The sequence below is a fragment of the Halonotius pteroides genome, assembly GCF_003605635.1.
Classification (GTDB): Archaea; Halobacteriota; Halobacteria; order Halobacteriales; family Haloferacaceae; genus Halonotius; species Halonotius pteroides.
Genome location: NZ_QMDW01000002.1, coordinates 144,082 through 169,502, shown reverse-complemented (window position 1 = coordinate 169,502; position 25,421 = coordinate 144,082). Strand labels below are relative to the sequence as shown.

Annotated in this window: 23 protein-coding genes; 18 read left to right on the top strand and 5 right to left on the bottom strand. The window is 64.2% G+C overall.

Annotated features, from left to right (window positions below):
• Positions 1-58 precede the first annotated feature (58 nt).
• Entirely contained in the window at positions 59-343 is a 285-nt protein-coding gene (locus tag DP106_RS02285) for a hypothetical protein (RefSeq protein ID WP_120083120.1), read from the bottom strand.
• A 164-nt stretch (positions 344-507) separates the two neighbouring features.
• A complete protein-coding gene (locus tag DP106_RS15730) occupies positions 508-675 on the bottom strand; it encodes a DUF7556 family protein (protein WP_165857804.1) in 168 nt (55 codons plus the stop codon).
• Between the two features lie 104 nt (positions 676-779).
• On the opposite strand from DP106_RS15730, the gene DP106_RS02280 reads away from it, so the two are divergent.
• The 13 genes from DP106_RS02280 to DP106_RS02220 all read left to right on the top strand — a co-directional run bounded on the left by DP106_RS02280 (position 780) and on the right by DP106_RS02220 (position 15,941).
• Positions 780-1,637 (top strand): CBS domain-containing protein, encoded by an 858-nt coding sequence (locus DP106_RS02280; protein ID WP_120083118.1) that lies wholly within the window; start codon positions 780-782, stop codon positions 1,635-1,637.
• Positions 1,634-3,478, top strand: a complete 1,845-nt coding sequence (gene glyS, locus DP106_RS02275) for a glycine--tRNA ligase (protein ID WP_394343442.1) — start codon at positions 1,634-1,636, stop codon at positions 3,476-3,478. Before DP106_RS02280 ends, glyS begins: the two co-directional genes overlap by 4 nt.
• A gap of 49 nt (positions 3,479-3,527) precedes the next feature.
• Positions 3,528-4,145 (top strand): diacylglycerol/polyprenol kinase family protein, encoded by a 618-nt coding sequence (locus DP106_RS02270; protein WP_120083114.1) that lies wholly within the window; start codon positions 3,528-3,530, stop codon positions 4,143-4,145.
• 298 nt (positions 4,146-4,443) lie between these two features.
• Complete coding sequence (locus DP106_RS02265; RefSeq protein ID WP_120083112.1) at positions 4,444-5,670, top strand: argininosuccinate synthase; 1,227 nt, start codon at positions 4,444-4,446, stop codon at positions 5,668-5,670.
• A gap of 6 nt (positions 5,671-5,676) precedes the next feature.
• Positions 5,677-7,182, top strand: a complete 1,506-nt coding sequence (gene argH, locus DP106_RS02260) for an argininosuccinate lyase (protein WP_120083109.1) — start codon at positions 5,677-5,679, stop codon at positions 7,180-7,182.
• A gap of 203 nt (positions 7,183-7,385) precedes the next feature.
• A complete protein-coding gene (gene lysW, locus DP106_RS02255) occupies positions 7,386-7,556 on the top strand; it encodes a lysine biosynthesis protein LysW (protein ID WP_120083107.1) in 171 nt (56 codons plus the stop codon).
• A gap of 54 nt (positions 7,557-7,610) precedes the next feature.
• Positions 7,611-8,492 (top strand): RimK family alpha-L-glutamate ligase, encoded by an 882-nt coding sequence (locus DP106_RS02250; RefSeq protein ID WP_120083105.1) that lies wholly within the window; start codon positions 7,611-7,613, stop codon positions 8,490-8,492.
• 25 nt (positions 8,493-8,517) lie between these two features.
• Positions 8,518-9,561: an N-acetyl-gamma-glutamyl-phosphate reductase gene (argC, locus tag DP106_RS02245; RefSeq protein WP_120083103.1), complete on the top strand. Its 1,044-nt coding sequence runs from the start codon at positions 8,518-8,520 to the stop codon at positions 9,559-9,561.
• Between the two features lie 16 nt (positions 9,562-9,577).
• Entirely contained in the window at positions 9,578-10,543 is a 966-nt protein-coding gene (locus DP106_RS02240) for an acetylglutamate/acetylaminoadipate kinase (RefSeq protein WP_120083101.1), read from the top strand.
• Positions 10,540-11,676, top strand: a complete 1,137-nt coding sequence (locus tag DP106_RS02235; protein WP_120083099.1) for an aspartate aminotransferase family protein — start codon at positions 10,540-10,542, stop codon at positions 11,674-11,676. The genes DP106_RS02240 and DP106_RS02235 overlap by 4 nt, the downstream gene beginning before the upstream one ends.
• Positions 11,676-12,821 carry a [LysW]-lysine hydrolase gene (locus tag DP106_RS02230; protein WP_120083096.1) on the top strand — a complete coding sequence of 382 codons (1,146 nt, stop codon included), beginning with the start codon at positions 11,676-11,678 and terminating at the stop codon, positions 12,819-12,821. The genes DP106_RS02235 and DP106_RS02230 overlap by 1 nt, the downstream gene beginning before the upstream one ends.
• Positions 12,818-13,711, top strand: a complete 894-nt coding sequence (gene argF / locus DP106_RS02225) for an ornithine carbamoyltransferase (protein ID WP_120083094.1) — start codon at positions 12,818-12,820, stop codon at positions 13,709-13,711. The genes DP106_RS02230 and argF overlap by 4 nt, the downstream gene beginning before the upstream one ends.
• Positions 13,712-13,751: 40 nt before the next feature.
• Entirely contained in the window at positions 13,752-15,941 is a 2,190-nt protein-coding gene (locus DP106_RS02220; RefSeq protein WP_240625308.1) for an ATP-dependent DNA helicase, read from the top strand.
• A 12-nt stretch (positions 15,942-15,953) separates the two neighbouring features.
• Here the strand turns inward: DP106_RS02220 and DP106_RS02215 are convergent, their stop codons facing one another.
• On the bottom strand, positions 15,954-16,478 hold the full coding sequence (locus DP106_RS02215) for a hypothetical protein (RefSeq protein WP_120083088.1): 525 nt from the start codon (positions 16,476-16,478) through the stop codon (positions 15,954-15,956).
• Positions 16,475-17,005 (bottom strand): DUF7437 domain-containing protein, encoded by a 531-nt coding sequence (locus DP106_RS02210; RefSeq protein WP_120083086.1) that lies wholly within the window; start codon positions 17,003-17,005, stop codon positions 16,475-16,477. The genes DP106_RS02215 and DP106_RS02210 overlap by 4 nt, the downstream gene beginning before the upstream one ends.
• A 144-nt stretch (positions 17,006-17,149) precedes the next feature.
• Here DP106_RS02210 and DP106_RS02205 point away from each other — a divergent pair, with 144 nt between their 5' ends.
• Positions 17,150-17,425: a hypothetical protein gene (locus DP106_RS02205; RefSeq protein ID WP_120083083.1), complete on the top strand. Its 276-nt coding sequence runs from the start codon at positions 17,150-17,152 to the stop codon at positions 17,423-17,425.
• Between the two features lies 1 nt (position 17,426).
• On the opposite strand, the gene ligA is transcribed toward DP106_RS02205, so the two are convergent.
• Positions 17,427-19,535 carry an NAD-dependent DNA ligase LigA gene (gene ligA / locus DP106_RS02200; RefSeq protein ID WP_120083081.1) on the bottom strand — a complete coding sequence of 703 codons (2,109 nt, stop codon included), beginning with the start codon at positions 19,533-19,535 and terminating at the stop codon, positions 17,427-17,429.
• Positions 19,536-19,664: 129 nt separating this feature from the next.
• Between ligA and DP106_RS02195 the strand changes: the two genes are divergently transcribed.
• The 4 genes from DP106_RS02195 to DP106_RS02180 all read left to right on the top strand — a co-directional run bounded on the left by DP106_RS02195 (position 19,665) and on the right by DP106_RS02180 (position 25,410).
• Positions 19,665-21,353 (top strand): sensor histidine kinase, encoded by a 1,689-nt coding sequence (locus DP106_RS02195; RefSeq protein WP_165857803.1) that lies wholly within the window; start codon positions 19,665-19,667, stop codon positions 21,351-21,353.
• 88 nt (positions 21,354-21,441) lie between these two features.
• Positions 21,442-22,722 carry an O-acetylhomoserine aminocarboxypropyltransferase/cysteine synthase family protein gene (locus DP106_RS02190; protein WP_120083075.1) on the top strand — a complete coding sequence of 427 codons (1,281 nt, stop codon included), beginning with the start codon at positions 21,442-21,444 and terminating at the stop codon, positions 22,720-22,722.
• Positions 22,723-22,761: 39 nt separating this feature from the next.
• Positions 22,762-24,018, top strand: coding sequence for a homoserine O-acetyltransferase MetX (metX, locus tag DP106_RS02185; RefSeq protein WP_120083072.1), 1,257 nt, complete (start codon positions 22,762-22,764; stop codon positions 24,016-24,018).
• Positions 24,019-24,120: 102 nt separating this feature from the next.
• Entirely contained in the window at positions 24,121-25,410 is a 1,290-nt protein-coding gene (locus DP106_RS02180) for an O-acetylhomoserine aminocarboxypropyltransferase/cysteine synthase family protein (protein WP_120083070.1), read from the top strand.
• Positions 25,411-25,421: the final 11 nt, after the last annotated feature.

Genomic DNA, 25,421 nt, shown 5'->3' with positions numbered 1-25,421 from the left:
CCCCGTCATACAGACGGGAGGGCGCTTTTCGATACAGTGTTGTTTTAGACGGCTCCTCTCAGTTGATCTGATCCCAGTCGCCGGCGTGGCCCACTCGAATCTCGACCTCGTGCGCAGCCAACACCTCCTGGGGCTCGGAATCGAGCTTGTTTTCGAGGGTGTCGTCGATGGAGTCGATGATCCCTGAGAGGGCAGCCCAGATCCCGGCGTCTTCGATGGGTGAGGTAAAGATCTCGTTTTGTCGTTCGATCCGCATCACGATCTCGCCGTCAACCTTGATTTCGATAACTTTCCCCTTTTCGAACCGCCGCGTCTCGCTGGGATCCGGGATGTCTTTGGGCATACGTGATGGTAATTGGTGTGGGGATTTGACTGCACTGTGTTATCACGATAGCATAGTATCGGCTGATCGGTGTTCGCTAAGCGCACATCAAGAGCATTAATGGGAATTACAACAGCTGAATCGTCGCTATCGATACGGCGATGGTCAACTGTGAGCGATCGGCTTCAACACCACTCAGAAAGGATCACAGCGTCGGTTTCGCGGACGGAGAGCCACGCGCCGTCCCGACTGATGTCGGCGATGACATACGAGGGTCGGCTGTCGGCGTCGTCGACGGCGGCCATGACTTCGGGTGTTGTGGCATCCCCAACAGGCGTGTGATCCTGTGTCATGGAATATTCTCACACGCTCAGGTATTTAATGATACCGGAACCAGCCGTCGGGCCGACGGCTGCCTTCGGTTGATACAAGAGGCTGGCCGACGGTAGCCCGAGGTATGAACGTCGCTGACGCGATGACACCCCGTGACGAGCTTGTCACCGTTGAGCTGCCCGGCACTCGTGACGATGTCCTGACGTACCTGCAAGACTACGGCTTTTCCTCGGTGCCGGTAACTAAGGCCGTCGACGGCGTCGATGTCTACCGAGGGATCATCTCCCGGGATTCGCTGATCGAACGCCCCGACGAGGATCAACTCGCCTTGCTCACCCGTGAGGTCGAGACCGTCACACCCGACACCGATATTCTCGATGCGGCCGCCCACATGGTCGACAACGATGCCCGCCGCGTCCCGGTTGTCGATCCGGCCGACGACGACGAGCTCGACGGGATCATCACCGTCACCGACGTGGTACGTGCCATCGCCCGCGAGCAGATCCCCGGCGGTGCTCAGGTCGGCGAGCTGGCGACTCGTGATATCAACACCACCTACGTCGGGACCCCGCTCACTGTCGCCGAACGCGAGATCTACCACGCGAACGTTCCCTACACCGTCGTGCTTGACGACGACGGCGAGATGACAGGGATGCTCACCGAGGTCGACATCGTCGAGATCGCCCGTGTTGTTGAGGGCGAAGACGACACCGGCGAATCCATCGCCGAGCAGGATTCCGAATGGGCCTGGGAAGGCGTCAAAGCTGTCGGCAACAGCTACTTTCCGACCCGCAATGTTGAGATCCCCGCGGAACCGGTCGCCGAGATCATGACGGGCGACGTGATCACGATCAGCAAGACGAAAACTGCGACCGATGCGGCCCAGACGATGATCTCCAACGAGATCGAGCAGATCCCGCTCGTTTCGGGTGGTGAGCTGATCGGCATCGTCCGCGATATCGACCTGTTGGAGGGGTGCTGATGGCGGATCAACAGGCGCTCACCGAACTCGCCAAACGCCGTGGGTTCTTTTTCGGTGCCAACGAGGCCTACGGCGGGACGGCGGGGTTCTACACCTTCGGTCCGGAGGGCGCGGCGCTGAAACGCAACGTCGAGTCGGCGTGGCGCGAGCAGTTCACTCTCCGGCTCGGCAACGAGGAGATCGAAGCGCCGACCGTGATGCCCGAACCGGTTTTCGAGGCCTCAGGCCATCTGGATGGCTTCGACGATATGCTCATCGAGTGTGCGGAGTGCGGCGAGAGTCACCGCGCCGACCACCTGATCGAGGATGCCGTCGCCGACATCGAGGACGCCGAAGCCCTCGGCGTCGACCGCGTCGAGGAACGCATCCGCGAGCACGATCTCGCGTGTCCGACCTGTGGGGCCGATCTTGCGGGCGAACCGGTCGAGGATTTCAACCTCATGTTCGAGACCGCCATCGGCCCTGGCGCGGGCCAGCCCGGCTATCTGCGACCCGAAACAGCACAGGGGATCTTCGTCGAGTTTCCGCGGCTCAAGGAGTACGCCCGCGGCCAACTCCCCTTCGGGATCACCCAGATCGGCCCAGCCTACCGCAACGAGATCAGCCCACGGCGCGGGATCATCCGCGTCCGAGAGTTCACACAGGCCGAGTTAGAGCAGTTCATCGATCCCGAGGCAGATGAGCCACCGCTTGACGATGTCGAAGACGTTGAGGTCACGCTCTACCCGGTCAGTGAACAGCACGACGACGACGGCGAGTATATCGAGACAACCATCGGCGAGGCGGTCGATGACGCGATCATTACCTCGCCGTGGGTCGCCTACTTCCTCGGTGTCGCCCAAGGCTGGTACGAGCGGGTCGGCGTCGACATGGATCGGTTCCGTTTCCGCCAGCATCTCTCCGGCGAGCGAGCACACTATGCCGCCGACTGCTGGGACGCCGAAAGCGAGATCGGGGGCAACTGGATCGAGATCGCCGGCTTTGCCTACCGCGGCGACTACGATCTCACAAAACACGGCGAGCACTCCGAGGATCGCTTTACCGTGTTCAAACGCTACGACGAGCCAAAAACGGTTGAACGCGCGACCGTCGATCCAGATATGGCCGCCCTTGGCCCCGAGTTCGGTGGCGCGGCCGGCGACGTGGCCGATGCCCTGCAGGAACTCGCCGAGAGCGACCCCGATGCCTTCGATGGCGACGAGGTCACGGTCGAGGTCAGCGAGGCGTCGTCCGACGCCTCTGGCAGCCGGACGCAGTCCAGCGACGATGGCGAAACCTACACCGTTGATACCGAGGTCGCGAACTTCTCGGTCGAAGAACAGACGGAAAACGGCGAACACATCACGCCGCACGTCGTCGAACCCTCCTTCGGTGTCGGCCGGACGGTGTACACGCTGCTCGAACACGCCTACAGCGAGGACGAAGTCGACGACGAAACGCGTACCTATCTCTCCTTGGCACCGGAAATCGCGCCGACCGATGTGGCCGTCTTCCCGCTTGTCAGCAACGACGACGCGCTCATCGACGTTGCCAGCGACCTTGCCGACGAGCTCCGGGCAGCCGGTATCTCCGTTAGCTACGATGATTCGGGCTCGATCGGCCGGCGATACCGCCGGCAGGATGAGGTCGGCACGCCGTTCTGTGTGACTGTCGACCAAGACGGCTTGGAGGGCGACGACGAGACGACCGTAACGGTACGAGAGCGGGATTCGGCAGCCCAACTCCGGCTGCCGGTTGCCGATCTCGCCGCCGAGCTCGAAGCCATCTTCGACGGCGACCGCGCGTTCGCCGATCTGCAGGATCGCTACGACCGCGTCGATACCGACGTGACAACTGACTGACGATGCACCGCGGAGTATCGACATCTTGGTCAGTCTCGAGACAACGCCCATGAGCGAGTACGGCCGGCGGGCGATCCATGCCAGCGGTGTCGGGATGCCGGCGATCTACCTGTTGGACATCGTCACGTGGATCGAACTCCGGTACTTCATGCTCGCCGTGACGGTGATCGTCTTCATCCTCGAATTCCTCCGGCTGGTTGTCGGTCTCACCCATCGGCTCTACGACGAGATCACCCGCCCGTACGAGCAGCACGCGGTCGCCGGCTACGCGCTTTATATGGTTAGCATGACCACTGTCGCCGTGCTGTTCGGCCCGTCGGTGACGATTCCGGCGATGTTGATGTTGATTCTCGGCGATCCGATCAGCGGGATGCTCGGCAACAACGCGGCCGACGAGCACAAACGACCCGCCGTCGTCGTTGCGACGTTCGGGGTCTGTTTTCTGTTGGCCGTGCCGTTTACTATCGCTGGCAGCAGCACCACAGTCGGTGTCGCTGCGGCAGGGATCGGTGCGGCCGTTGGTGCGGTCGCTGACGGTGTCAAGCCGGTCATTCGCGGCGTCGGTGTCGACGACAACCTCACGATTCCGCCGGTCGTGGCCGTCGGTATCGTCGTCACGTTCTGGCTGTTCGGCGTCGATACCGGATTCGCTCCGTTGTGGGCCTGAAATCGGCTCCACACGGAGTGATCACGAAATGGTTTTGTAGCTGAACACTGAACTGTCAATAATGGCAGTCGCCCGTCGATCCAACTCGCATTTCGTTGGTCAGCGGCGGCTGCGGCGACTCTCGCGAGCGGGGCCGACCGACGGCCCCGCCACGTCCCGACGGTCGGGCCGATACCCGGTTTGACCGTCGCTGGTTTTAGCCGAACCCCGTGTTTCAGCCATTTAGAGCCGTCTACGCGGCTATTTTCGAAAATCAAAATCACTGAATTTAAGTCCTACTCCCCGTTTGGTGTGGGTAATGACAAACCGCGTGGCACTGGCGTTCAGCGGTGGCCTCGACACCACCGTCTGTGTGCCGGTTCTCGAAGAGGAGTACGGCTACGACGAAGTCGTCGGCGTCACCGTCGATGTCGGCCAGCCGGACGACGAGTTCGAAGAGGCCCGAGAAACCGCCGAGGCACTCGATCTCGATCACCACGTCGTCGACGCGAAAGCGGAGTTCGCCGATCTCTGTTTCGACGCCGTCCGCGCCAACGCCGATTACCAGGGCTACCCGCTCGGCACCGCGCTGGCCAGGCCGGTGATCGCCAAAGCGATCCTCCGGGTCGCCGAGGAGGAGGGCTGCGACGGCATCGCTCACGGCTGTACGGGCAAGGGCAACGACCAACTCCGCTTCGAGGCGATCTGGCGGGCCTCTGACCTCGAAGTCATTGCGCCCGTCCGCGAGATGGGGATGACCCGCGACTGGGAGATCGAGTACGCCGCCGAGCGCAACCTGCCCGTCGAGGCCGGCAACGAAGGCACGTGGTCGATCGACACCAACCTCTGGAGCCGTTCCATCGAGGGCGGCGATCTCGAAGAGCCCGATCACGTTCCGGGCGAGGAGCTCTACGAGTGGACGACTGCGCCGAGCGGTTTCGGCGAGGAGATCGAACTGGGCTTCGAGAACGGGTATCCCGTCTCGCTGGACGGCGAGGAACTGGATCCCATCGAGTTAATCGAAGCGCTCAACGAACTCGCCGGCTCCTACGGCGTTGGCCGCACCGACATGATGGAAGACCGTATGCTTGGGCTCAAGGTGAGAGAAAACTACGAGCACCCAGCGGCAACGGTGCTGCTCAACGCCCACGAGGGGCTGGAAGCACTCGTCCTCACAAAGGAGGAGCGCGACTTCAAACAGCAAGTCGATTCCGAGTGGAGCCAGAAAGGGTACGAAGGTCTCGTCGACGGCCCGCTCGTCGCCGCGCTTGAGGGCTTCATCGAGGAAACGCAGACCAAAGTCACCGGCACGGTGACGATCCGCTTCGAGGGCGGCCAAGCCCGCGTCGTCGGCCGCGACAGCGAGTATGCCGTCTACTCCGCCGACGCCGCCTCCTTCAACACGGAGAAGGTCGGCGACATCACCCAAGCCGACGCGACTGGCGTCGCCAAGTATCACGGCTACCAGGATCGCATCGCCGCCGAAGCCAAGCGCGCCGCCGACGCGAAACGCGGGGCGACTGACGGCGACAACGGCGACGAGTAAGCGATCATGGACGCCGACGCGAACAGCAACAACGACGAACCCAACGAAGACGTGGACAGCGAGACGGTCGTCCGCCGTGACCGCTTCAGCGGCGGCCCGGCCCGCGAGTTCTTGTCGAGTCTCACCGGCGACAGCCGAATTTTCGAGGCTGATCTCGCCGTCGACCGCGCCCATGTGGTCATGCTCGCCGAACAGGGGATCATCGGCGACGACGTGGCCGGTGAGATTCTGGCCGCCCTCGATGCTATCGACTCGGCGGGCCACAGCGACCTCTCGGACGGCGAAGACGTACACGAAGCCATCGAGTCAGCGGTCATCGACCGCGTCGGCCCCGATGGCGGGAAAATGCACACCGCTCGCAGCCGCAACGACGAGGTGGCGACCTGCATTCGCTATCGCCTCCGCGCGGATCTGCTGGACGCCGCCGAGACGACACTCGCGCTGCGCGAGTCGCTGTTGGCGGCCGCCGCCGAGCATACCGAGACGGTAATGGCCGGCTACACGCATCTCCAGCCAGCCCAGCCGACGACGGTCGGCCACTACCTCGCGTCGTATGCGGCCGCCGTCGGCCGCGACACCGCTCGCCTGCTCGATGCCTACGACCGCACGAACGCCTCGCCGCTCGGCGGGGCGGCTTTCGCGGGGACCCCGTTCGATATCGACCGCAAGCGCGTCGCCGAACTGCTCGGGTTCGGCCGCGTCGTCGACAACGCGATGGACGCCGCCTCGGCGCGGGATTTCCTCGCGGAGGCGACCGCCGCCTTGGCGATCCACGCGACCACCCTGTCAGGGCTCGCCGAGGACATCGTTGTCTTCGCCAATAAGGGATATATCGAGCTGTCGGACGACTACAGTTCGACCTCCTCGATCATGCCCCAAAAGAAGAACCCCGATACGCTGGAGCTGACCCGTGCTGTCGCCGGCGACGCGACCGGCGAGCTGACCGGGTTGTTGACGACGCTGAAGGGGCTGCCGCGAGCGTACAACCGCGACCTCCAGCGCGCCCACCCGCACACGTTCCGCGCGGTCGATGCCGTCGTTGAGGCATCGTCGATTGCGGCTGGCGCGGTAGCGACCGCCGACTGGAACGCCGAGCTGTTGGCCGACGAAGCCGACGACGGCTTTGCGACGGCGACCGGGATCGCCGATCTGCTGGCGATGGCAGGACTGCCGTTCCGCACCGCTCACGAGGTCGTCGCGCTGGCCGCCGAGGAGGCGGAGCACAGCGACGACGGCGTTACAGCCGCCGTGCTTGACGGGGTCGCCGAGGAGGTGCTGGGTGAGTCGCTGTTTGAGTACGTCGACGAGGCGAGCGTCGAGTCGGCACTCGACCCGGCCGAAAGCGTCGCGAGCCGCGATTCGCCCGGCGGGCCGGCCGCCGAGCAGGTCACCGCATCGATCAGTCGCGCACGCGAGACGCTGGCGACCGACAACGATGAACTCACAGCGCGCCGCGAGCGACTGGCCGACGCGACCGAGCGACTCCACCAGGGGGTCGACGGCTATGTCTGAGGCGGGCCGTAGGCGTCGCCATCCGTTTGTCCGGCTCCGGCGACCCCGGTTGGGGTCACAGAACTAACATGAAATTCAGCACAGAATTTCGCTGCCGCAGTGAGAGCACCGAAACCACGCGGAGTGGCAATACTATTTAGTGTAAAATTTAATACAAGTTCGATGTGTTTAAGTATATACGTCGGGAACTCCTGCGTACAGCCATGTCAGAAGCAGATTGTCCGGAGTGCGGTGCCACCGTCGAGTTACACGACGACATCGAAGTTGGAGAGATCATCGACTGTGGCACCTGCGGTGCCGAGCTTGAGGTTATCGCGGTTGATCCGCCGGAGCTCGACACGGCTCCGGAACTCGAAGAGGACTGGGGCGAGTAACGTGACCGCGACGCCCGCGGTGCCGGCGGGAGCGACTGATCCACAGCTAGTAGCATGAAAGTCGGCATCCTCTACTCACGGATCAGACAGGACGAGAAGCTGTTGCTCAACGAGCTGCGCGACCGCGACCACGAGATCGAGAAGATCGATGTCCGCAAACAGCAGTTCGGCCTCGACGGGACGACTGCTGACATCGACAACCTCGATATCGTCGTCGACCGCTGTCTGTCAACCAGCCGGTCGCTGTACGCGACCCGCTTTATCGATCACTACGACATCCCAGTCATCAACAACCCCGAAACGGCTGACGTGTGTGCCGATAAAGCCAAAAACAGCCTCGCACTCGATGCCGCGGGCGTACCGACCCCTGAGACGAAGGTCGCCTTCACCGTCGACTCGGCGATGGACGCCATCGAATCCTTCGGCTACCCCTGCGTCCTCAAGCCGGTCGTCGGCTCGTGGGGTCGCCTGATGGCGAAACTCGACTCCGAGAGCGCGGCCGAAGCCGTTCTTGAACACAAGAAGGTGCTCGGCCACTACGAGCACAAGGTGTTCTACGTCCAGGAGTTCGTCGACAAACCCGGCCGCGACATCCGCGTCGTCGCCACCGACGGCGAACCCGTCGCGGCGATGACCAGAACCTCGGATCACTGGCTGACCAACGCCGCGAAAGGCGGCGACACCGCGGGCTTCGAACTTGACGACACCGCGCTTGACCTCGTCGAGAAAGCCAGCGACGCGGTTGGCGGTGGCCTGCTCGGCGTCGATCTGATGGAAGTTGGCGGCGAAAACAGTGGCAAATACACCGTCCACGAGATCAACCACACCGTCGAGTTCAAAGCCCTCAACGGCTGTGTCGATGTCGATGTGCCGGCCACCGTCGTCGACTGGCTGGAAACGAAAGCGAACGAGGCAACGCCGGAGGCGACGCAATGAGCGACGGAACCGCGGAGGCATCCCAATGAGCGAGACCTACACCGCAAGTGTCGTCGGCGGCACCGGGTTTACCGGCGGCGAACTGTTGCGGCTGCTCAGCGGACACCCGAACTTCGAGATCACACAGGCAACCAGCCGCTCGAAGGCGAACAAGACGGTCGGCTACTCACACCCCAATCTCCGCGAACTCGATCTCCGCTTCAGTTCGCCAGACGATCTCGAATCGGTCGACGTGTTGTTCGCAGCGACGCCACACGGCGTCTCGATGGAGCAGATCGACGAGTTTGCCGAGCACGCCGACACTGTCGTCGACCTCTCGGCTGATTTCCGCCTCAACACGGCCGACCAGTACGAAGAGTGGTACGACGGCCACAGCGCGCCCGAATACCTCGAGGAGAGCGTCTACGCGCTGCCCGAACTGACTCGTGAAGAGTTGCCGGGCGCGGACCTCATCGCCAGCGGCGGCTGCAACGCCGCCTCGACGATCCTCGGCCTCAAACCGCTGTTTGATTCCGGGATCCTCTCTGGCGATGAGCAGATCGTCGCCGACGTGAAGGTCGGCTCCTCGGAGGGCGGCGCGGGCGGCGGCGACGCCTCCAGCCACCCCGAGCGGTCGGGCGTCGTCCGCCCGTACGCGCCGACGGGCCATCGCCACGAGGCCGAGATCGAGCAGTTCCTCGGCGTATCGCTCTCGTTCACCGTCCACGCGGTCGATATGACCCGTGGCTCCTCGGCGACCTGCCACGTCTTCCCCGGCGAACCGGTCTCGAAGGGCGACCTCTGGAGTGCCTACCGCGAGAGCTACGAGGACGAACCCTTCGTGCGCCTGGTCGCCGGCGGCGGTGGCGTCTATCGCTACCCCGAACCGAAGGCGGTCGCCGGCACCAACACCGCCGAGGTCGGCTTCGAACTCGATCCCGGTAACAAGCGGCTGGTGGCGTTTTCGGCGATCGACAACATGATGAAAGGCTCGGCCGGGCAGGCGATCCACGGCACGAACATCGCCCTCGGCATTGAGGAAACGGCGGGCCTCGACTTTCAGGGACTCCACCCGGTTGGCGCGCCCTAATACGGAGTGGTTGCACATGACTGAACACGATTCACAGACACGCGCTCGTCGTCGCCAGCATCAACCGGCCGATCAGTCGGTGGTCTTTGCGAACGCACGGCGGCGACGACTCCGAGCCGACGGCGGCCAGCCGCCGGTCGTCGTCAAGATCGGCGGCGCGAACGCGGTCGACCCCGAAGGCGCGGTCGACGATATCGCCGCCCTCGTCGAATCGGGCCGCGAGGTCGTCGTCGTCCACGGCGGCTCGACCGCCGTCGACGACACGCTCGAACGCATGGACATCGAGCCGACGTACGTCGAAACGCCGGGCGGTGTCACCGGCCGGTTTACTGACGCGGAGACGATGGAGGTTTTCGCCATGGTGATGGCCGGCAAGCTCAACACGGAGTTGACGACGCTGTTCCGCAACGCCGGCGTTGACGCCGTCGGCCTGTCGGGCGTCGATGGCGGCCTGCTGTCTGGTCCCCGCAAGTCGGCGGTTCGCGTGCTCGACGACGGCACAAAGAAGATCAAGCGCGGCGATCACTCGGGGAAGATCACCGACGTGAACAGCGACCTGTTGGACTCGCTGCTCGACGACGGCTACACGCCGGTCGTGAGCGTCCCGATGCTCGGCGAGGACGACGACGAGGTACTGGCAGTCAACGCCGACGCCGACCGCTCGGCGGCCGCCGTCGCGGGCGCGCTCGGCGCCGAACTCGTGGTGTTGACCGACGTGGCCGGCATCTACGCCGATCCCGACGACCCCGAGACGCTCATCGAGTCGGCAGCGACACCCAAGGAGCTAAAATCAGTGAAAGACGCTGCAGAAGGGTTCATGACGAAGAAAGTCATGGCCGCAACCGAGGCACTGGAAGGTGGCGCGCCGGCGGTCCACGTCGGCGACGCCAACCGCGACGCGCCGGTCAGTAGCGCGCTCAACGGCGCGGGCACGAAAATCGAGGCGAGCGCGCTGGCAGATAACGGAGAGATCACCCAATGAGTGGCTTTGTTTTCTCGGAGAAACCGATCGAGATCGTCGAGGGTGACGGCGCGTTCGTCACCGACAGCAACGGCACCGAGTATCTGGATATGGGCGCGAGCTACGCCTGTGTCCCGCTCGGCCACGGCCACGAGGCCGTCCAGAATGCTATCACCGACCAGCTCTCACGGGTCACCTACGTGCAGGCGTCCTACCCGGTCGAAATCAGGACAAAGCTGTACGAACTGCTCGCCGAAACAGCCCCGAAGACCGTCGACAAGGTGTGGCTCTGTAACTCCGGGACGGAGGCCAACGAGGCGGCGCTGAAGTTCGCCCGCGCTGCGACCGGGAACTCGAAGATCATCTCGACGAAACGCGGGTTCCACGGCCGGACGATGGGCGCACTCGCAACGACGTGGAAGGACAAGTACAAGAAACCGTACGAGCCGCTGATGGGCGACGTCGAGTTCGTCACCTACGACGACGCCGCGGAGATGGCCGCCGCCATCGACGACGACACCGCCGCGGTGATCGTCGAACCGGTGCAGGGCGAGGGCGGCATCAACCCCGCACGCAGGAAGTTCCTCCAGCGCGTGCGCGTCGAAACCGCGACCAGCGGCGCGGCACTGATCTTCGACGAGGTACAGACCGGGATGGGCCGCACCGGGACGCTGTGGGCTTCCGAGTGGGCTGACGTGGTGCCGGATATGATCACGAGCGCGAAGGGGCTCGGCAACGGGCTCCCGGTCGGCGCGACGCTCTGCCGTGACTGGATCGCCGACAACTACGGCTCGCATGCCTCGACGTTCAGCGGCGGGCCAGTCGTCTCCGCGGCGGTACACGCAACCGTCTCGGCCATCGTCGACGAGGAGATCCCACAGCACGCCGCCGAGATGGGCGAGTACATGATGAGCGAGATCGAGGCCGCCGCCGAGGAACACGATCTCGGCGTCCGCGACGTACGCGGCGAGGGGCTGATGGTCGGCGTTGAGGTGAAGAAGGGTGCAAACCGCGTGCTGCGTGATCTGGCGATGAACCACCAGATCCTCGCGTTGCCGGCTGGTCGGACAGTCGTCAGATTGTTGCCCCCGCTCACCATTGACGAAACACACGTCGACACTGTCGTCGACGCGCTCACGGAGGCACTTGACTGATGGCTGTCGAATCAACCCACGCCGCAGTGGAGCATCCCGCTATCGACACCGAGGGCCGGGAGCTGCTCGTCGAACTCGTCTCGATTCCGTCGGTTTCAGGCGAGGAGACAGAGGCCGCCGAGGCACTGGCAGCCTTCTTCGAGGCCCACGACCGCGAGGTCTGGATCGACGACATTGGCAACGTTCGCGCGCCGGGCGACGACACCGTCCTCCTCACGTCGCATATCGACACCGTCCCCGGCGAGATTCCTGTCGAGATCAAAGACGGCGATGACGGCCCCGAACTCTGGGGTCGCGGCAGCGTCGACGCGACGGGATCGCTGGCCTCAATGGCGATTGCGGCGGTCGAAACCGGTGCCTCGTTCGTCGGCGTCGTCGGCGAGGAGTCCACCTCGCGTGGCGCGTGGTATCTGACAGACCACCACGAGGCACCTGACCTCATCATCAACGGCGAGCCATCCGGCTGGGACGGAATTACGCTGGGCTACCGCGGCCTCGTCGAGGGCACCTACGTCGCCGCCAGCGAGTCCGGCCACCACTCCCGGCCCGACCTCAACGCGATCCAACAGGGGATGAGCTGGTGGGATCGCGTCGAGGCGATTTTCGAGCCCGACGAGTGGGTCCCCGTTTTCGAGCAGGTGACGACCAAGCCGGTCGACATCGAGGGCGGTGTCTCCGTTGATGGGCTCTCGATGGAGGCGACCATGGAGTTCCAGTTGCGGGTGCCGCCCGAACGCACCCCCGACGAGGTGCGCGAGCTCTCGGATGCCGAACTTGAGATCGGCACAGTCAACTGGACGGAGTCGATCCCGCCGGTGATGACCAACCCCCGCACGGAGTTGGCCCGCGTCTTCCGGGCGGCGATCCGCGCGGGCGGCGGCGACCCACGCTTGCTCCGAAAAACCGGCACCAGCGATATGAACGTCTTCGCCACCGAGTGGAACTGTGAGATGGTGAGCTACGGCCCCGGCGACTCCAGTCTCGATCATACGCCGAACGAACACCTGCCGCTCGATGCCTTCGACAACGCTATCGACGTGTTGATCGACGTCTGCGAGCGGTGCGGCGTCGACGACGACGTAGCGAGCGACGGCGCGGCGAGCGGCGACAGCGAAGCAGCGACCAACGCGGAGGCGGCCAAATGAACGCGGCCGATTTCCTCGATATCGACGATATCTCGGCCGACGAACTCGACGATCTGCTCGCGCTGGCAGCTGAGCTGAAGGCCAGCGAGAGCGACGCCCGACTGACCGACCAGACGCTCGGGATGCTCTTCGAGAAGCCGAGTACGCGCACCCGGATCTCCTTCGAGACCGGGATGACGCAGCTCGGCGGCCACGCGATCTTCATGGGTCCCGACGACATCCAGCTCGGCCACGGCGAGCCGCTGAAGGACACCGCCCGCGCGATGGGCCGCTATGTCGACGGGATCATGGCCCGGCTGTTCGACCACGCCGACGCCGAAACCCTCGCCGAGTACGCCGATGTCCCCGTAATCAATGGCCTCACCGACGACGCCCATCCCTGCCAGACGCTGGCTGACCTGCTGACGATCCACGAGCAGTTCGGTGGCCTCGACGACGTGCGGGTCGCGTGGGTCGGCGACGGCAACAACGTCGGCCAGTCGTTTGCGGTTGGCTGCGCGCTCGCCGGTGTCGATCTCGCGGTCGCAACGCCACCCGAGTATGCGATGGATGACGCCGTCCTCGACCGCGCCGCCGAACGCGGCGAGCCACCCGAGGTCTACACCGATCCCGACGCCGCCATCGACGGCGCGGACGTGATCTACACCGACGTGTGGGTCAGCATGGGCGAGGAGGACGAACGCGAGGCAAAACTCGCGGCCTTCGACGGCTTCCAGCTCAACGACGAGCTGCTGGCCGATACCGACGCGACGGTGATGCACTGTCTGCCGGCCCATCGCGGCGAGGAGATCACCGACAGCGTCATCGAAAGCGACCGCTCGATTGTGTGGGTGCAGGCCGAAAACCGGCTGCACGCCCAGAATGCACTGCTGGTCGAGTTGCTCGGGTAATCGACCCTATGTTTTAATCGATAGCCGCCAAAGAGCAGGTGTGACAGCCGCGGACGACGACCTCCGGTTCTTCCCCTACGAGACGCCGTACCCGAACCAGCGCGAGGCTATCGACCGGATCGCCAACTCGCTGGGCCAGGCCCGCGACGTACTCTTCGAGGGCGCGCCCGGCACCGGAAAGACCCTCTCGGCGCTCGTGCCCGCCCTCGCCTACGCGCGCGATAACGACAAAACGGTCGTCATCACCACCAACGTCCACCAGCAGATGCGGCAGTTCGTCGACGACGCCCGCGCGATCACCCGCACGGAGCCGATCAAGGCGGTCGTCTTCAAGGGCAAAGCCGAGATGTGCCACATCGACGTGGGGTACCAGGAGTGCCAGACCCTCCGGGATACCACCCGCGAACTCGTCGATACCGAAACCGACCACGAGGCACTCGCCGCCCGCCAGGAGGAACTGCTCGAAGCGAGCCAGGAGGGTGAGTCCGGCGCGGCGGAAGCCCGCAACGCGGTGATGGACGAACTCGACGAGCTGGAAGAGGAACTCGACGAGCTTCGCGGCGGCAACGTCTGTGAGTACTACTACAACAACCTCACTGCCGACACCGACGACTTCTTTGGGTGGCTCTTCGACGACGTGCGAACGCCCGAGGAGATCTACGAGTACGCCGAGGGGCAGAACCTCTGTGGGTACGAACTCCTGAAGGAAGGGATGGAGGATATCGACCTCGTCGTCTGCAACTACCACCACCTGCTCGATCCGATGATCCGCGAGCAGTTCTTCCGGTGGCTCGACTGCGACCCCAGCGACGTGATCACCGTCTTCGATGAAGCCCACAACATCGAGGGCGCGGCCCGCGATCACGCGACGAAAACCATGACCGAGACGACGCTCGACGCCGCCCTCGACGAACTCGCCGGACTCGATGACTCCCGCGCCGAGCCTGCGCGCAACGTGATCGAGGCCTTCCGCGACGCGCTCGTCGTCACCTACGAGGACGAACTCAGCGACTACGAACGCGACAATGTCGGCGAGCACTGGGAGGACGTGTCGGTCGCCAACCCCGACGCACGCGACGAGATCACCCTCGCCTTCCTGCGGCTCTACGAGGGCCGCGGTATCGACACCGAGACCGAACTCGCGGTACAGCTGGGCCGCACCCTCGACGAGGAGTACGAACGCGCCTACAAGGACGGCGAGGCGACGAGCCGCGCGGAGTGTCAGACCCTCCAGGCCGCCCAGTTCATCAGCACGTGGATGGACGAGGGCGGCGAACTCGGCCAGCACCCGATGGCCGGCGTCCGGCGAAACGACCAGACCGGCGACGTCTACGGCCGTGCCGAACTCTACACCTGCATTCCGCGCGAAGTAACGCGGAACCTCTTCGACGACGTGTACGCCAGCGTGTTGATGAGCGCGACGCTCCGACCGTTCGACGTGACCGAGGACGTACTCGGCCTTGACTCGCCGGCGACGATGGCCTACGGGCTGGCCTACCCCGAGGCAAACCGCCGGACGTACGCGGCCGAGGTACCGGCCCTGTTCGCCAGCGAGCGCGACGACCCCGCGACACAGGAGACCATCAGCCAGCTGCTGGGAGACGTGATCCGGTTTACGCCCGGCAACACATTGCTCTTCTTTCCCTCGTATTCGGAGGCCGAACGCTACCATAGCCGCCTCAGCGTCGAGAACCGTGCTGACGAGCCATTTGGCACGCTCATCCTTGATGAATCAGGGAAATCGACCGAAGACCTCCGCCAGCGGTTCGTCGCCAGCGACGACGCCGCGCTGTTCACGTCGCTGTGGGGGACGCTCGCGGAGGGCGTGAGTTTCGACGGCAACGAGGCCCGCACCGTCGCCGTCATCGGCGTCCCGTACCCGCGACTCTCCGAGCGGATGGAGGCCGTCCAGGACGCCTACGAGCGCGCCTACAGCGGGACCCACCAGAAGCGCGACGCCGGCTGGGCCTACGCCGTCGAGATCCCGACGATTCGCAAGACACGGCAGGCACTCGGCCGGGTGATCCGCTCGCCGGAGGATTTCGGCGTCCGCATTCTCGCCGACAAGCGATACACCGAGGCCGACATGGGGAAATACAGCGTCCGCCGGAGCTTCCCGGTCGAGGAGCGTGAGGAGTTAGTCGATATTAGCCCAGAGAAGCTGAAATTTGCGATGCTGAACTTCTACACCGATCACGAGGCCTACGACGGCGCGCCGCCGGAGCCATAACGCGGCTCAGCGTCAAAAATCTTCTGCGGAGATCGTTTCGAGATACTCGACGCTGACGTATCGGTACGTGATCTGGTCGTCGAACCCGTGTTTTGGGAGGAGCGTTTCGGCTGCCCGGCCGGCCGGTTTGTCGGTCGTCAGGAGCACGACATGATCGGCCTGTCCGGAGGCGAGTACCTGCACAGCGAGTCCGAGAAGTGCCGTGTCAGCTTTCTCGATCAGATCCTCATCGCGGTCGGTTTCGGCTGCGATGAAGCGACGGGCGGCGTCCATCACTGTCGAGACGACCGACTCCGTGTAATCGAGTTCGTCAGCGACGGTGAGCCAGCCCTCCTCGAAGCCGTCGCTGTATGCCACGTTTCCGGAAGGATACTCCGTCGTCGCCGCGTCGCCACCGAGTTCATCGTAGACGCGCTGCGGAACGAGCAAGGAAACACCAGCCTTGCGGAGGGCGTGGCGAAGCCGCTGGAATTTCTCGTTGTCCGGACCGCCACACCGGACGAACACCCCCGTATCAGCGATGTACGCCGTCGTCATGCAGTCCGGTACTCGGTTACGACGGGTTCCAGTGCTTGCAGGATGATCTCAGCTTCGAGCGGCGAAAGGTCGAGTTCACGGGCTGCGATGCGGTGATTGACGGTACCCTCGACGTATTCAGTGGCGTACTCCAGTGCGGTAGCGAGGCCGTCGAGGCCGTGGCGGTCGACGAACACGTCGATATCCTCGTCCGTCTCGCGGCGGGCGACAGCGGCAATGAGTGCTGGCGTAATCGTTTGGCTGTCACCATCCGTCGAGAGCGTGAGCGAAATCGCCTCGGTATCGTACTCGGCGGGTCGCTTCTCCCGTGTTTTCTCGATCAGTCCGGCCGCTTCGAGTTTCTGAACGTAGTCGTAGGCGGTTCCCTGCGGGATATCAAGTGCGGACACGATGTCGGCGACGCTGACCGGACCCTCCTGCAGAATGTGGGCGTACATCCGGGCGAGAGCCGGCGTTTTGAGGAGATCGACGACAGTCTGAAGCTGGCGGATCGACGGCTCCCCCGACTGCGGTGGTGATTTCGCCATCTGAATTATGAATTATGGATAATTCCTAATAACGCTTCCGACAACACGCGTTCCCTGTCGTCGATGATATTCGAACCGCTTCTCCCGTGTGCTCGTGTCGGGAAGCCGAGATAGCATTACGTCCGACTCACCCGAACGACGGGTATGTCCAGCGAGTCACAGCCACCCGAGGCGGCGCGGCCGCCGCGCGACGACCCACTGCCGGAATCCTACGCCCTGCGCGTGACCGACGGCGAGGTTCACGTCTGGCAGTACAACCCCACGATCCCCGAGCCGGCGGGCGAGTGGCAGTACGTCGAGACCATCGACCAGGCCAACGCGCCGCGGTTCACGCTGGAGTACGCGACGCTGACGGCCCCGGCCGGCGACGGCTACTGGATCTACAGCAACGCCTACGACTGCGCGATGGATTGTGAGTGAGTTACGCCGGCGGCCAGGCGATCCCGTAGTCGGCCAGCAGTTCGGCGAAATCACGCTCCGAGAGGATCGGCACGCCGTTGGCGTCGGCGTCGTCCTGTTTTCGCTGGCCGGCGTTGTCGCCGGCGACGAGGTAGTCGGTGTTGCCAGAGACACCCCCAGTCGCGTTCGCGCCGTGGGCTTCGACCAGCGCCTGGGCGTCGTTCCGCGAGACCGCCAGCGAGCCGGTGAAGACGAAGGTGAGCCCGTCGAGTTCGTCGCCGGCGTCGGCTCCCTCGACCGGCTGCGGGTCGACACCCGCATCGAGCAGCGCGTCGATGGCTGCGCGGTTGTCGGGGTTGTCGAAGAACTCCCGGATCGTCTCGGCGACGATTGGCCCCACGTCGTCGACAGCTTCGAGGGCGTCGGTGTCGGCGTTGATCAGTGCGTCGAGATCGCCGAACTCCCGAGCCAGCGCGGTCGCGGTCGCGCCGCCGACCTCCGGAATCGACAGCGCGGTGAGGAACGAATCCAGCGGCGGCTCGCTGGCAGCGTCGATCTCATCGAGGAGATTCTGCGCGCTCGTTTCGCCCCACCCCTCCAGTGCGGCCAGTTTCTCGCGGTCGAGGCGGTAGAGGTCGTCCAGCGAGTCCAGCAGGTCGGCCGCCCGGAGTTGGCCGATGCGCTCGGAGCCAAGCCCCTCGATGTCGAGGCCGCCGCGGCTGACGTAGTGTTCGATAGCCCGCTCCCGTTGGGCCGAACAGCCCAGCCCACCGGTACAGAAGGCCAGCGGGCCGTCGCGGTCGACGGGGTTGTCGCAGACGGGGCAAGCATCGGGAAATGCGAAGGTGCTGTCTGTTTCGTCGTCGACGACCTCATCGATATACGGGATCACGTCGCCAGCGCGCAGCACGCGGACTCGGTTCCCGACAGCGACGCCAAGGGATTCAATCTCGCCGGGGTTGTGCAAGGTTGCCCGCGAGACAGTGACGCCGCCGACCTGAACCGGCTCTAGGAGCGCGACCGGGGTGAGCCGGCCGGTGCGGCCAACCTGAACGACGATATCGGTGATCGTCGTCACCTCGGTTCGGGCCGGGAACTTGTAGGCGAACGCCGACCGCGTCTCGCGGGCGGTGTTGCCGAGGGCGTCAGCCGCGGCGATGTCATCGATCTTGATAACAACGCCGTCGATCTCGTAGTTCAATTCCTCGCGCTCGTCGAGCAGCGAGTCGCGGTACTTGATTGCGCTCTCGATGTCGTCGACGCGGTCGGCGAGGTCATCGACGTGAAACCCCCACGACGCGATGGCCTCGCGTTCGGCCCACTGGGTGGCCGGTCGTTCGTGTCCGGTGTCACCGGCCTCGTAGGCCATGATGTCGTAGACGAAACAGTCCAGCGGCCGGTCGGCAACGACCGAGGGGTCGAGCTGGCGGATCGTCCCCGCGGTCGCGTTACGGGGATTGGCGAACGGTTCCTTCCCGTCCTCGACGCGTTCGCGGTTGTGTTCCCGAAAGCCGTCTTTCGGCATGAACACCTCACCGCGAACCGCCAGCAGCGCGGGGGAATCGCCGCGGAGCCGCTGCGGAATCGCCCGAATGCGGCGAGCCTGTGCGGTCACGTCGTCGCCTTCCGCGCCGTCGCCACGGGTGGCCGCGCGAGTGAGCCGACCGCCCTCGTAGACGAGTTCGATGGAGATGCCGTCGAATTTAGGCTCACAGACGTAGCCGATGTTGTCGGGGTCGAACCCCTCCTCGCGGAGCAGGCGGGCGGTTCGTTTATGGAACTCGCGGACATCCCCGGCCTCGCCGCTCTGGGCGATCGAAAGCATCGGCGCGGTGTGTTCAACGGTGTCGAGTTCGTCGACCGGCTGGCCGCCGACGCGGGTGGTCGGGCTGTCGGGGTCGTCGAGATCGAATGCGGTTTCGAGTGTTTTGAGGCGGTCGAACAGCTGGTCGTAGACGCGGTCGGCAATTAGCGGATCGTTGTCGGCGTAATAGCGGTAGTCGTGTTCGCGGATCGCCGCCCGGAGCTGGTCGGCTTGGTGTTCAGCCGCCTCGGGTGTGAGCGACTCGGCGGACTCGAATTCCGTCGGCGGCTCGCGGAGATAAGGGTTGTCGTCGTCGGCGTAGCTCATTGGTGGCTTTAACGGCACGTGCGTGAAAAGTCGGTTCGGTTCCGGGTGACGAGAGACGGACGAACAGCCGGTCTACACCGGTCTCTGTGGCCACTATTTTATATGCGGCCACACCAACCTGTTAACCAAATGGGCGATGACGTACTGTTGAGTGTCGTTGTCGCCATCCTGGTGTTTTTATCAACGGCTGTCAGCATTGGGCTAGCTGCCTACGTTCGATACCGGATCGATCACCCGATCGCCGATTCGTTCGGACGGCTGTTGGCCGCTTACGGGCTCTGGGCTGGCTGTTATCTACGTATGCTGCTCGGCCCGCCGGGTGTTTTGACCCGCGCCGCCGTCGTCGGCCAAGGGATCGCAGCCGCGTTCTCGATCGCCGCGTGGTTCGCGTTCGTGATCGACTACACCGGCGACAGCGAGTGGATCCCGGATACCGCGCCGCGGTTGCTGTGGCTGTGGGCCGGTGTTCACGGGTTTCTTCGGATCAGTAATCCAAATGATCTTTTTATCTCTGAGATCGTATACGATTCCTTCGGGCTGTTTGTTCTCCCACTCGAAGTGTATGGCCCGCTCACGCGGGGCACGTTTCTTGTCACGACACTCCTGCTTTTGTTCACCTTCGGACTCCTCGTTCGGTTTATTCGCCGGGCACAGAGCCTCTATCGGTATCAGGCGATCATTATTCTGGGGGCAGTCGTGGTGAACACCGCCTCAACGTTGCTGTTTCTTTTCGATGTTCGACTACACCCGCAACTGGATCTTACACCGGTGTTGTACGCCGGACAGGGGGTTGTTATCTGGATCGCCCTCTACCGGTACGATTTCCTGCGGCGGGCCCCGGTCGCGGCCGACCGGTTTTTTCGTGAGATGGCCGACCCAGCGGTGATCGTCGACGACGAGTTGACCGTCATCGAGTACAACGAGGCCGCAACCCGGGTGGTCGGGACGCTCGACAAACGAGCCAAACTCACCGAGCCCGACGCCGAGGGGTTCAGCGAGCGGGTTCAAGCTGCGATCGAGAACCCGGAGACGCCTGTTGAAGTTACGACAAACGAGAGCCCAGCGCGGGTTTACGATCTCGAGGTGACAGCGGTGACCGACCAGTTCGATCTCACCCAAGGCTACGTCGTTGTGTTGCGCGATATCACCGACCGCAAACAGCGGGAACGACAGCTTGAGGAGCAAAACGACCGGCTCGAAGAGTTTGCCGATGTCGTCTCGCATGACCTCCGCAATCCGTTGTCAACGGCTGAGGGGTGGGCTGCGGCGATCACAGACGCCCTCGATGGTGAGGAGCCGGATGTCGAGACCGCACGGATGGGACTTGAGCATATCGCAACCTCCCACAACCGGATGGACGAGCTCATCGGGATGCTGTTGACGATGGCCCGACAAGGCCAGACGGTTGCCGATCCCGAACCCGTTTCTATCGAGGACTGTGCGACCGACGCGTGGGCGACCGCTGAGACCGGCGAGCTGGAACTCGCCGTTGCGGGCGACCGGACGGTTGCCGCAGACCCAGCCCGCCTCCGGCAGGCCTTCGAGAATCTCTTTCGGAACGCCAACGATCACGGTGAGGCATCGATGGTGACGGTCACAACAACGCCGGACGGCTTTGCCGTCGAGGATGACGGAACCGGCATCGATTCCGACGACTACGAGGCACTCTTCGAGTTCGGCTACAGCACCGACGACGAGGGAACCGGCATCGGCCTTGCGGTGGTCAAACGGATTATCGAGGCCCACGGATGGCGGATCGCGGTCGACGAACGCGACGACGGCGGGACATGCTTCGAGATTACCGGCGTTTCGACCTAAGCAATTGTTTAGTGACACCACACCACATACCAGCCGGTTTTGCCGTAACTCTCACGCATAAAACCTTAGAGATATATGCATACTGTACATGACCACGGGCTTCAACACGCGGAGTCTGCACGCCGGGACGGAGCCCGATCCCGACACCGGCGCGCGGGCAACACCGATCTATCAGACCTCTTCGTACGTTTTTGAGGACGCCGACACCGCCGCCGACCGCTATGCGCTCCGCGAGGAGGGCGACGTGTACTCTCGGGTCTCAAACCCGACTGTCCGCCAGCTCGAAGCCCGTTTGGCTGATCTGGAGGGTGGTGTCGGTGCCGTCGCCACCGCCTCGGGCATGGCCTCGCTGGACTCGCTGACAACGATCTTAGCTCAAAACGGCGACAACATCGTCGCCAGCAACGACATGTACGGTGGCACCGGTAGCTACCTCTCGACGCTCGCGCCGCGCCGCGGGATCGAGGCCCGCACGGTGCCAACACTTGCGTACGACGCCTACGCCGACGCGATCGACGACGATACCGCCTACGTTCACGTCGAAACCATCGCTAACCCCTCGCTGGTTACCCCGGATTTCCAGCGGCTGGCCGACATTGCTCACGACTACGCGGTTCCGCTCGTCGTCGACAACACCTTCGGGACGCCCGCGCTCTGCCAACCAATCGAACACGGTGCGGACATCATCTGGGAGTCGACGACAAAATGGATTCATGGCTCGGGGACGACTGTTGGCGGCGTGCTCGTCGACGGCGGCACGTTCCCATGGGATCACCCCGATGCGGACTATCCGGAGCTGTCGGGCGAAAACCCCGGCTTCGGCTTCGACTTCAGCGAGCGGTTCGGCGACCGCGCGTTCACGCTGGCCGCCCGCCATCGCGCGGTTCGGGCGGTCGGCAATCAGCAGTCGCCATTCGACGCCTGGCAGACGATGCAGGGGATCGAAACGCTGCCGTTACGCATGGATCGCCACTGTGCGAACGCCCACGAGGTAGCGGCGTTCCTTCGAGATGATCCGTGCGTCGCGTGGGTGACGTATCCCGGCTTCGATGACCACGCGACCCATGACACTGCCAGCGAATATCTTGACGGCTACGGCGGCATGGTCACCTTCGGCGTCGACGGCGGCTTCGAGGCCGCCAAGGCGTTCTGTGAGGCCGTCGAGTTGACGAGTTTCCTCGCCAACATCGGCGACGCAAAGACGCTCGTGATTCATCCGGCCTCGACGACCCACGCCCAACTCAGCGAGGCCGAACAGCGCGCGGCAGGTGTCGCCCCTGACATGCTTCGGCTGTCGGTCGGTATCGAGAACAGCGAGGACATCATCGCGGATCTCGACGCTGGGCTGGCGGTGGCTGCCGACCAATGAGCACCACTATGATCGAGGACGACAAACTGGAGGCAATACATGAGTGCGACTGAGGTCGACCGCGGGACGGTGGAAATCGGCGAGTTCCGCTTCGAGTGCGGCGAGTCGATCCCCAACCTCGAGATCGCCTACGAGGCCTACGGCGAGTTCACCGGCGACAACGCCGTTTTAGTCTGTCACGCGCTGACCGGCAGCCAGAACGCCGCCAGCTACAACACCCCCGGCACCGCGGGACAGGCGCGAGCGTGGTGGGGCGACATCGTCGGCCCCGGGAAGGCCATCGACACCACCGACTACTACGTCGTCTGCGCGAACGTGCCCGGCTCCTGTTACGGTTCCTCTGGGCCTGCCTCGACGAATCCAGAGACGGGCGAGCCCTACGGCACCGACTTCCCACCCGTCACTATCAGCGACTGGACGCGAGCCCAGCGTCGTCTGCTCGATCATCTCGGCGTCGGCCGCCTCCGGCTCATCATCGGCGGTAGCGTCGGTGGGATGAACGTGCTTGAGTGGGTCAAACAGTTCCCCGACGACGCGGAGTTGATCGCGCCGGTCGCGGCGGCGGCCAGCCTCGATCCCCAGTGTCTCGCCATCGACGCCGTCGCCCGCCGGGCGATCCGCAGCGACCCCAACTGGAACGGCGGCGACTACTACGGCGGCGACGACGCGGACGCCAGCCCGCCACAGCAAGGCCTTGCCATCGCTCGCCAGCTCGGTCACGTAATGTACCTCTCGAAGGCCTCGATGGAGCGCAAGTTCGGCCGCCGCTCGGCGGGCCGCGACAGCGGCATCGAGGGCAGCGACGCCCTCTTTCCGCCGGATAAGGCCGCGGCGTTCTTCCCCTACCGGGAGGTTGAGTCCTACCTCGATTACAACGCCGAGAAATTCACCGGGCGATACGACGCCAACAGCTACCTCTATCTGACGCGGGCGATGGACGACTACGACCTCGCGGAGGGCCACGGCACCATCGAGCGGGCGATCTCGGCGTTCGAGGGCGAGGCGCTGTTGCTGTCGTTTACCTCGGATTGGCATTTCACTGTAAGCCAATCAGAGACGCTGGCCGAGGCGTTCCGCGCGGCTGATGTGCCTGTCGCCCACCACGTCGTCGACTCCGATCACGGTCACGACGCCTTCCTCGTCGAACCCGAAAACGTCGGCCCGCCGGTTCGGGATTTCCTCGACAGCGGCCTTGATGGACGGGCGATCACCGACACCGCAGCCGACGACGAGGAGCGCGTCGACGATGGTGACGAGGATTTTGCGCCAGTTCACAGCAGTCTGTTTTCGGGCTAACGCTGTCGTCAGTGGCTCCGACGGTAACACTGTGTCCAAGATACCGGCAGTCCCGCGGGCGGCAGGCAGTTTTAGGTGCCCGCTCGGCGTCTACCCGTCCGTATGTCCGACGACACAGACGGCTTCGAGACCCGAAGTCTCCACGCCGGCACCGATCCAGACCCCGCGACCGGGGCGCGCGCACCGCCGATCTACCAGACCACCTCCTACGTCTTCGATGACGCCGAAGATGCCGCCAAACAGTTCGCCCTCGAAAAGCCGGGCCACATCTACTCGCGGCTGATGAACCCGACGGTCGGCCAGCTCCAGGAGCGGCTGGCCTCTCTTGAGAGCGGTGTCGGCGCGGTCGCCACCGCCTCGGGGATGGCGTCCCTCGATGTCGCGACGTTCCTGCTGGCGGAAGCCGGCGACAACATCGTCTCCTCGTCGTCGCTGTACGGCGGCACCTACACCTACTTCACCCACAGCGTCGAACGCCGCGGGATCACGACCCGCTTTGTCGACACCCTCGACTACGACGCCTACGCCGAGGCCATCGACGATGACACCGCCTACGTCCACCTCGAAACCATCGGCAACCCCGCGCTCGTGACGCCGGATCTCGAGCGCATCGCCGACATCGCCCACGAGCACGACACGCCGCTGTTCGTCGACAATACCTTCGCCTCCCCCGCGCTCTGCCGCCCGCTGGAACACGGCGCGGATCTGGTCTGGGAGTCGACGACGAAGTGGATTCACGGCGCGGGCTCGACGGTCGGCGGCGCGCTCATCGACGGCGGCTCCTTCGATTGGCTAGCCCACGCCGATGACTACCCGGAGATCGGCGCGCCCAACCCCGCCTACCACGGCGTCAACTTCGCCGAAACGTTCGGCGACGCCGGCTTCACCTACGCTGCCATCGCCCGCGGGCTTCGCGACCTCGGCAATCAACAGAGTCCCTTCGATGCGTGGGTTACCATGCAGAAACTCGAAACGCTGCCGATGCGGATGGAGCGACACTGTGAGAACGCCATGGCCGTTGCCGAATTTCTCGACGACCACCCAGACGTGTCGTGGGTGACCTATCCGGGGCTCGAACGCCACGAAACCCACGAGATGGCCTCGAAATACCTCGATGGCGGCTACGGCGGGATGATCACCTTCGGGCTGGAGGACGGTTACGACGCCGCCCGCGGAACCGTCGAGTCGACCGAGTTGGCCTCGCTGCTGGCGAACGTCGGCGACGCAAAGACGCTGATCATTCACCCGGCATCGACGACTCACCAACAGTTGAGCGACGAAGAGAAGCTGTCGGCCGGCGTCACCGACGACCTCGTCCGGCTGTCGGTCGGGATCGAAGATCCACAGGACATCATCGACGACCTCGATCAGGCGATTTCGGCGTCGAGTTAGATCGGTCGGCT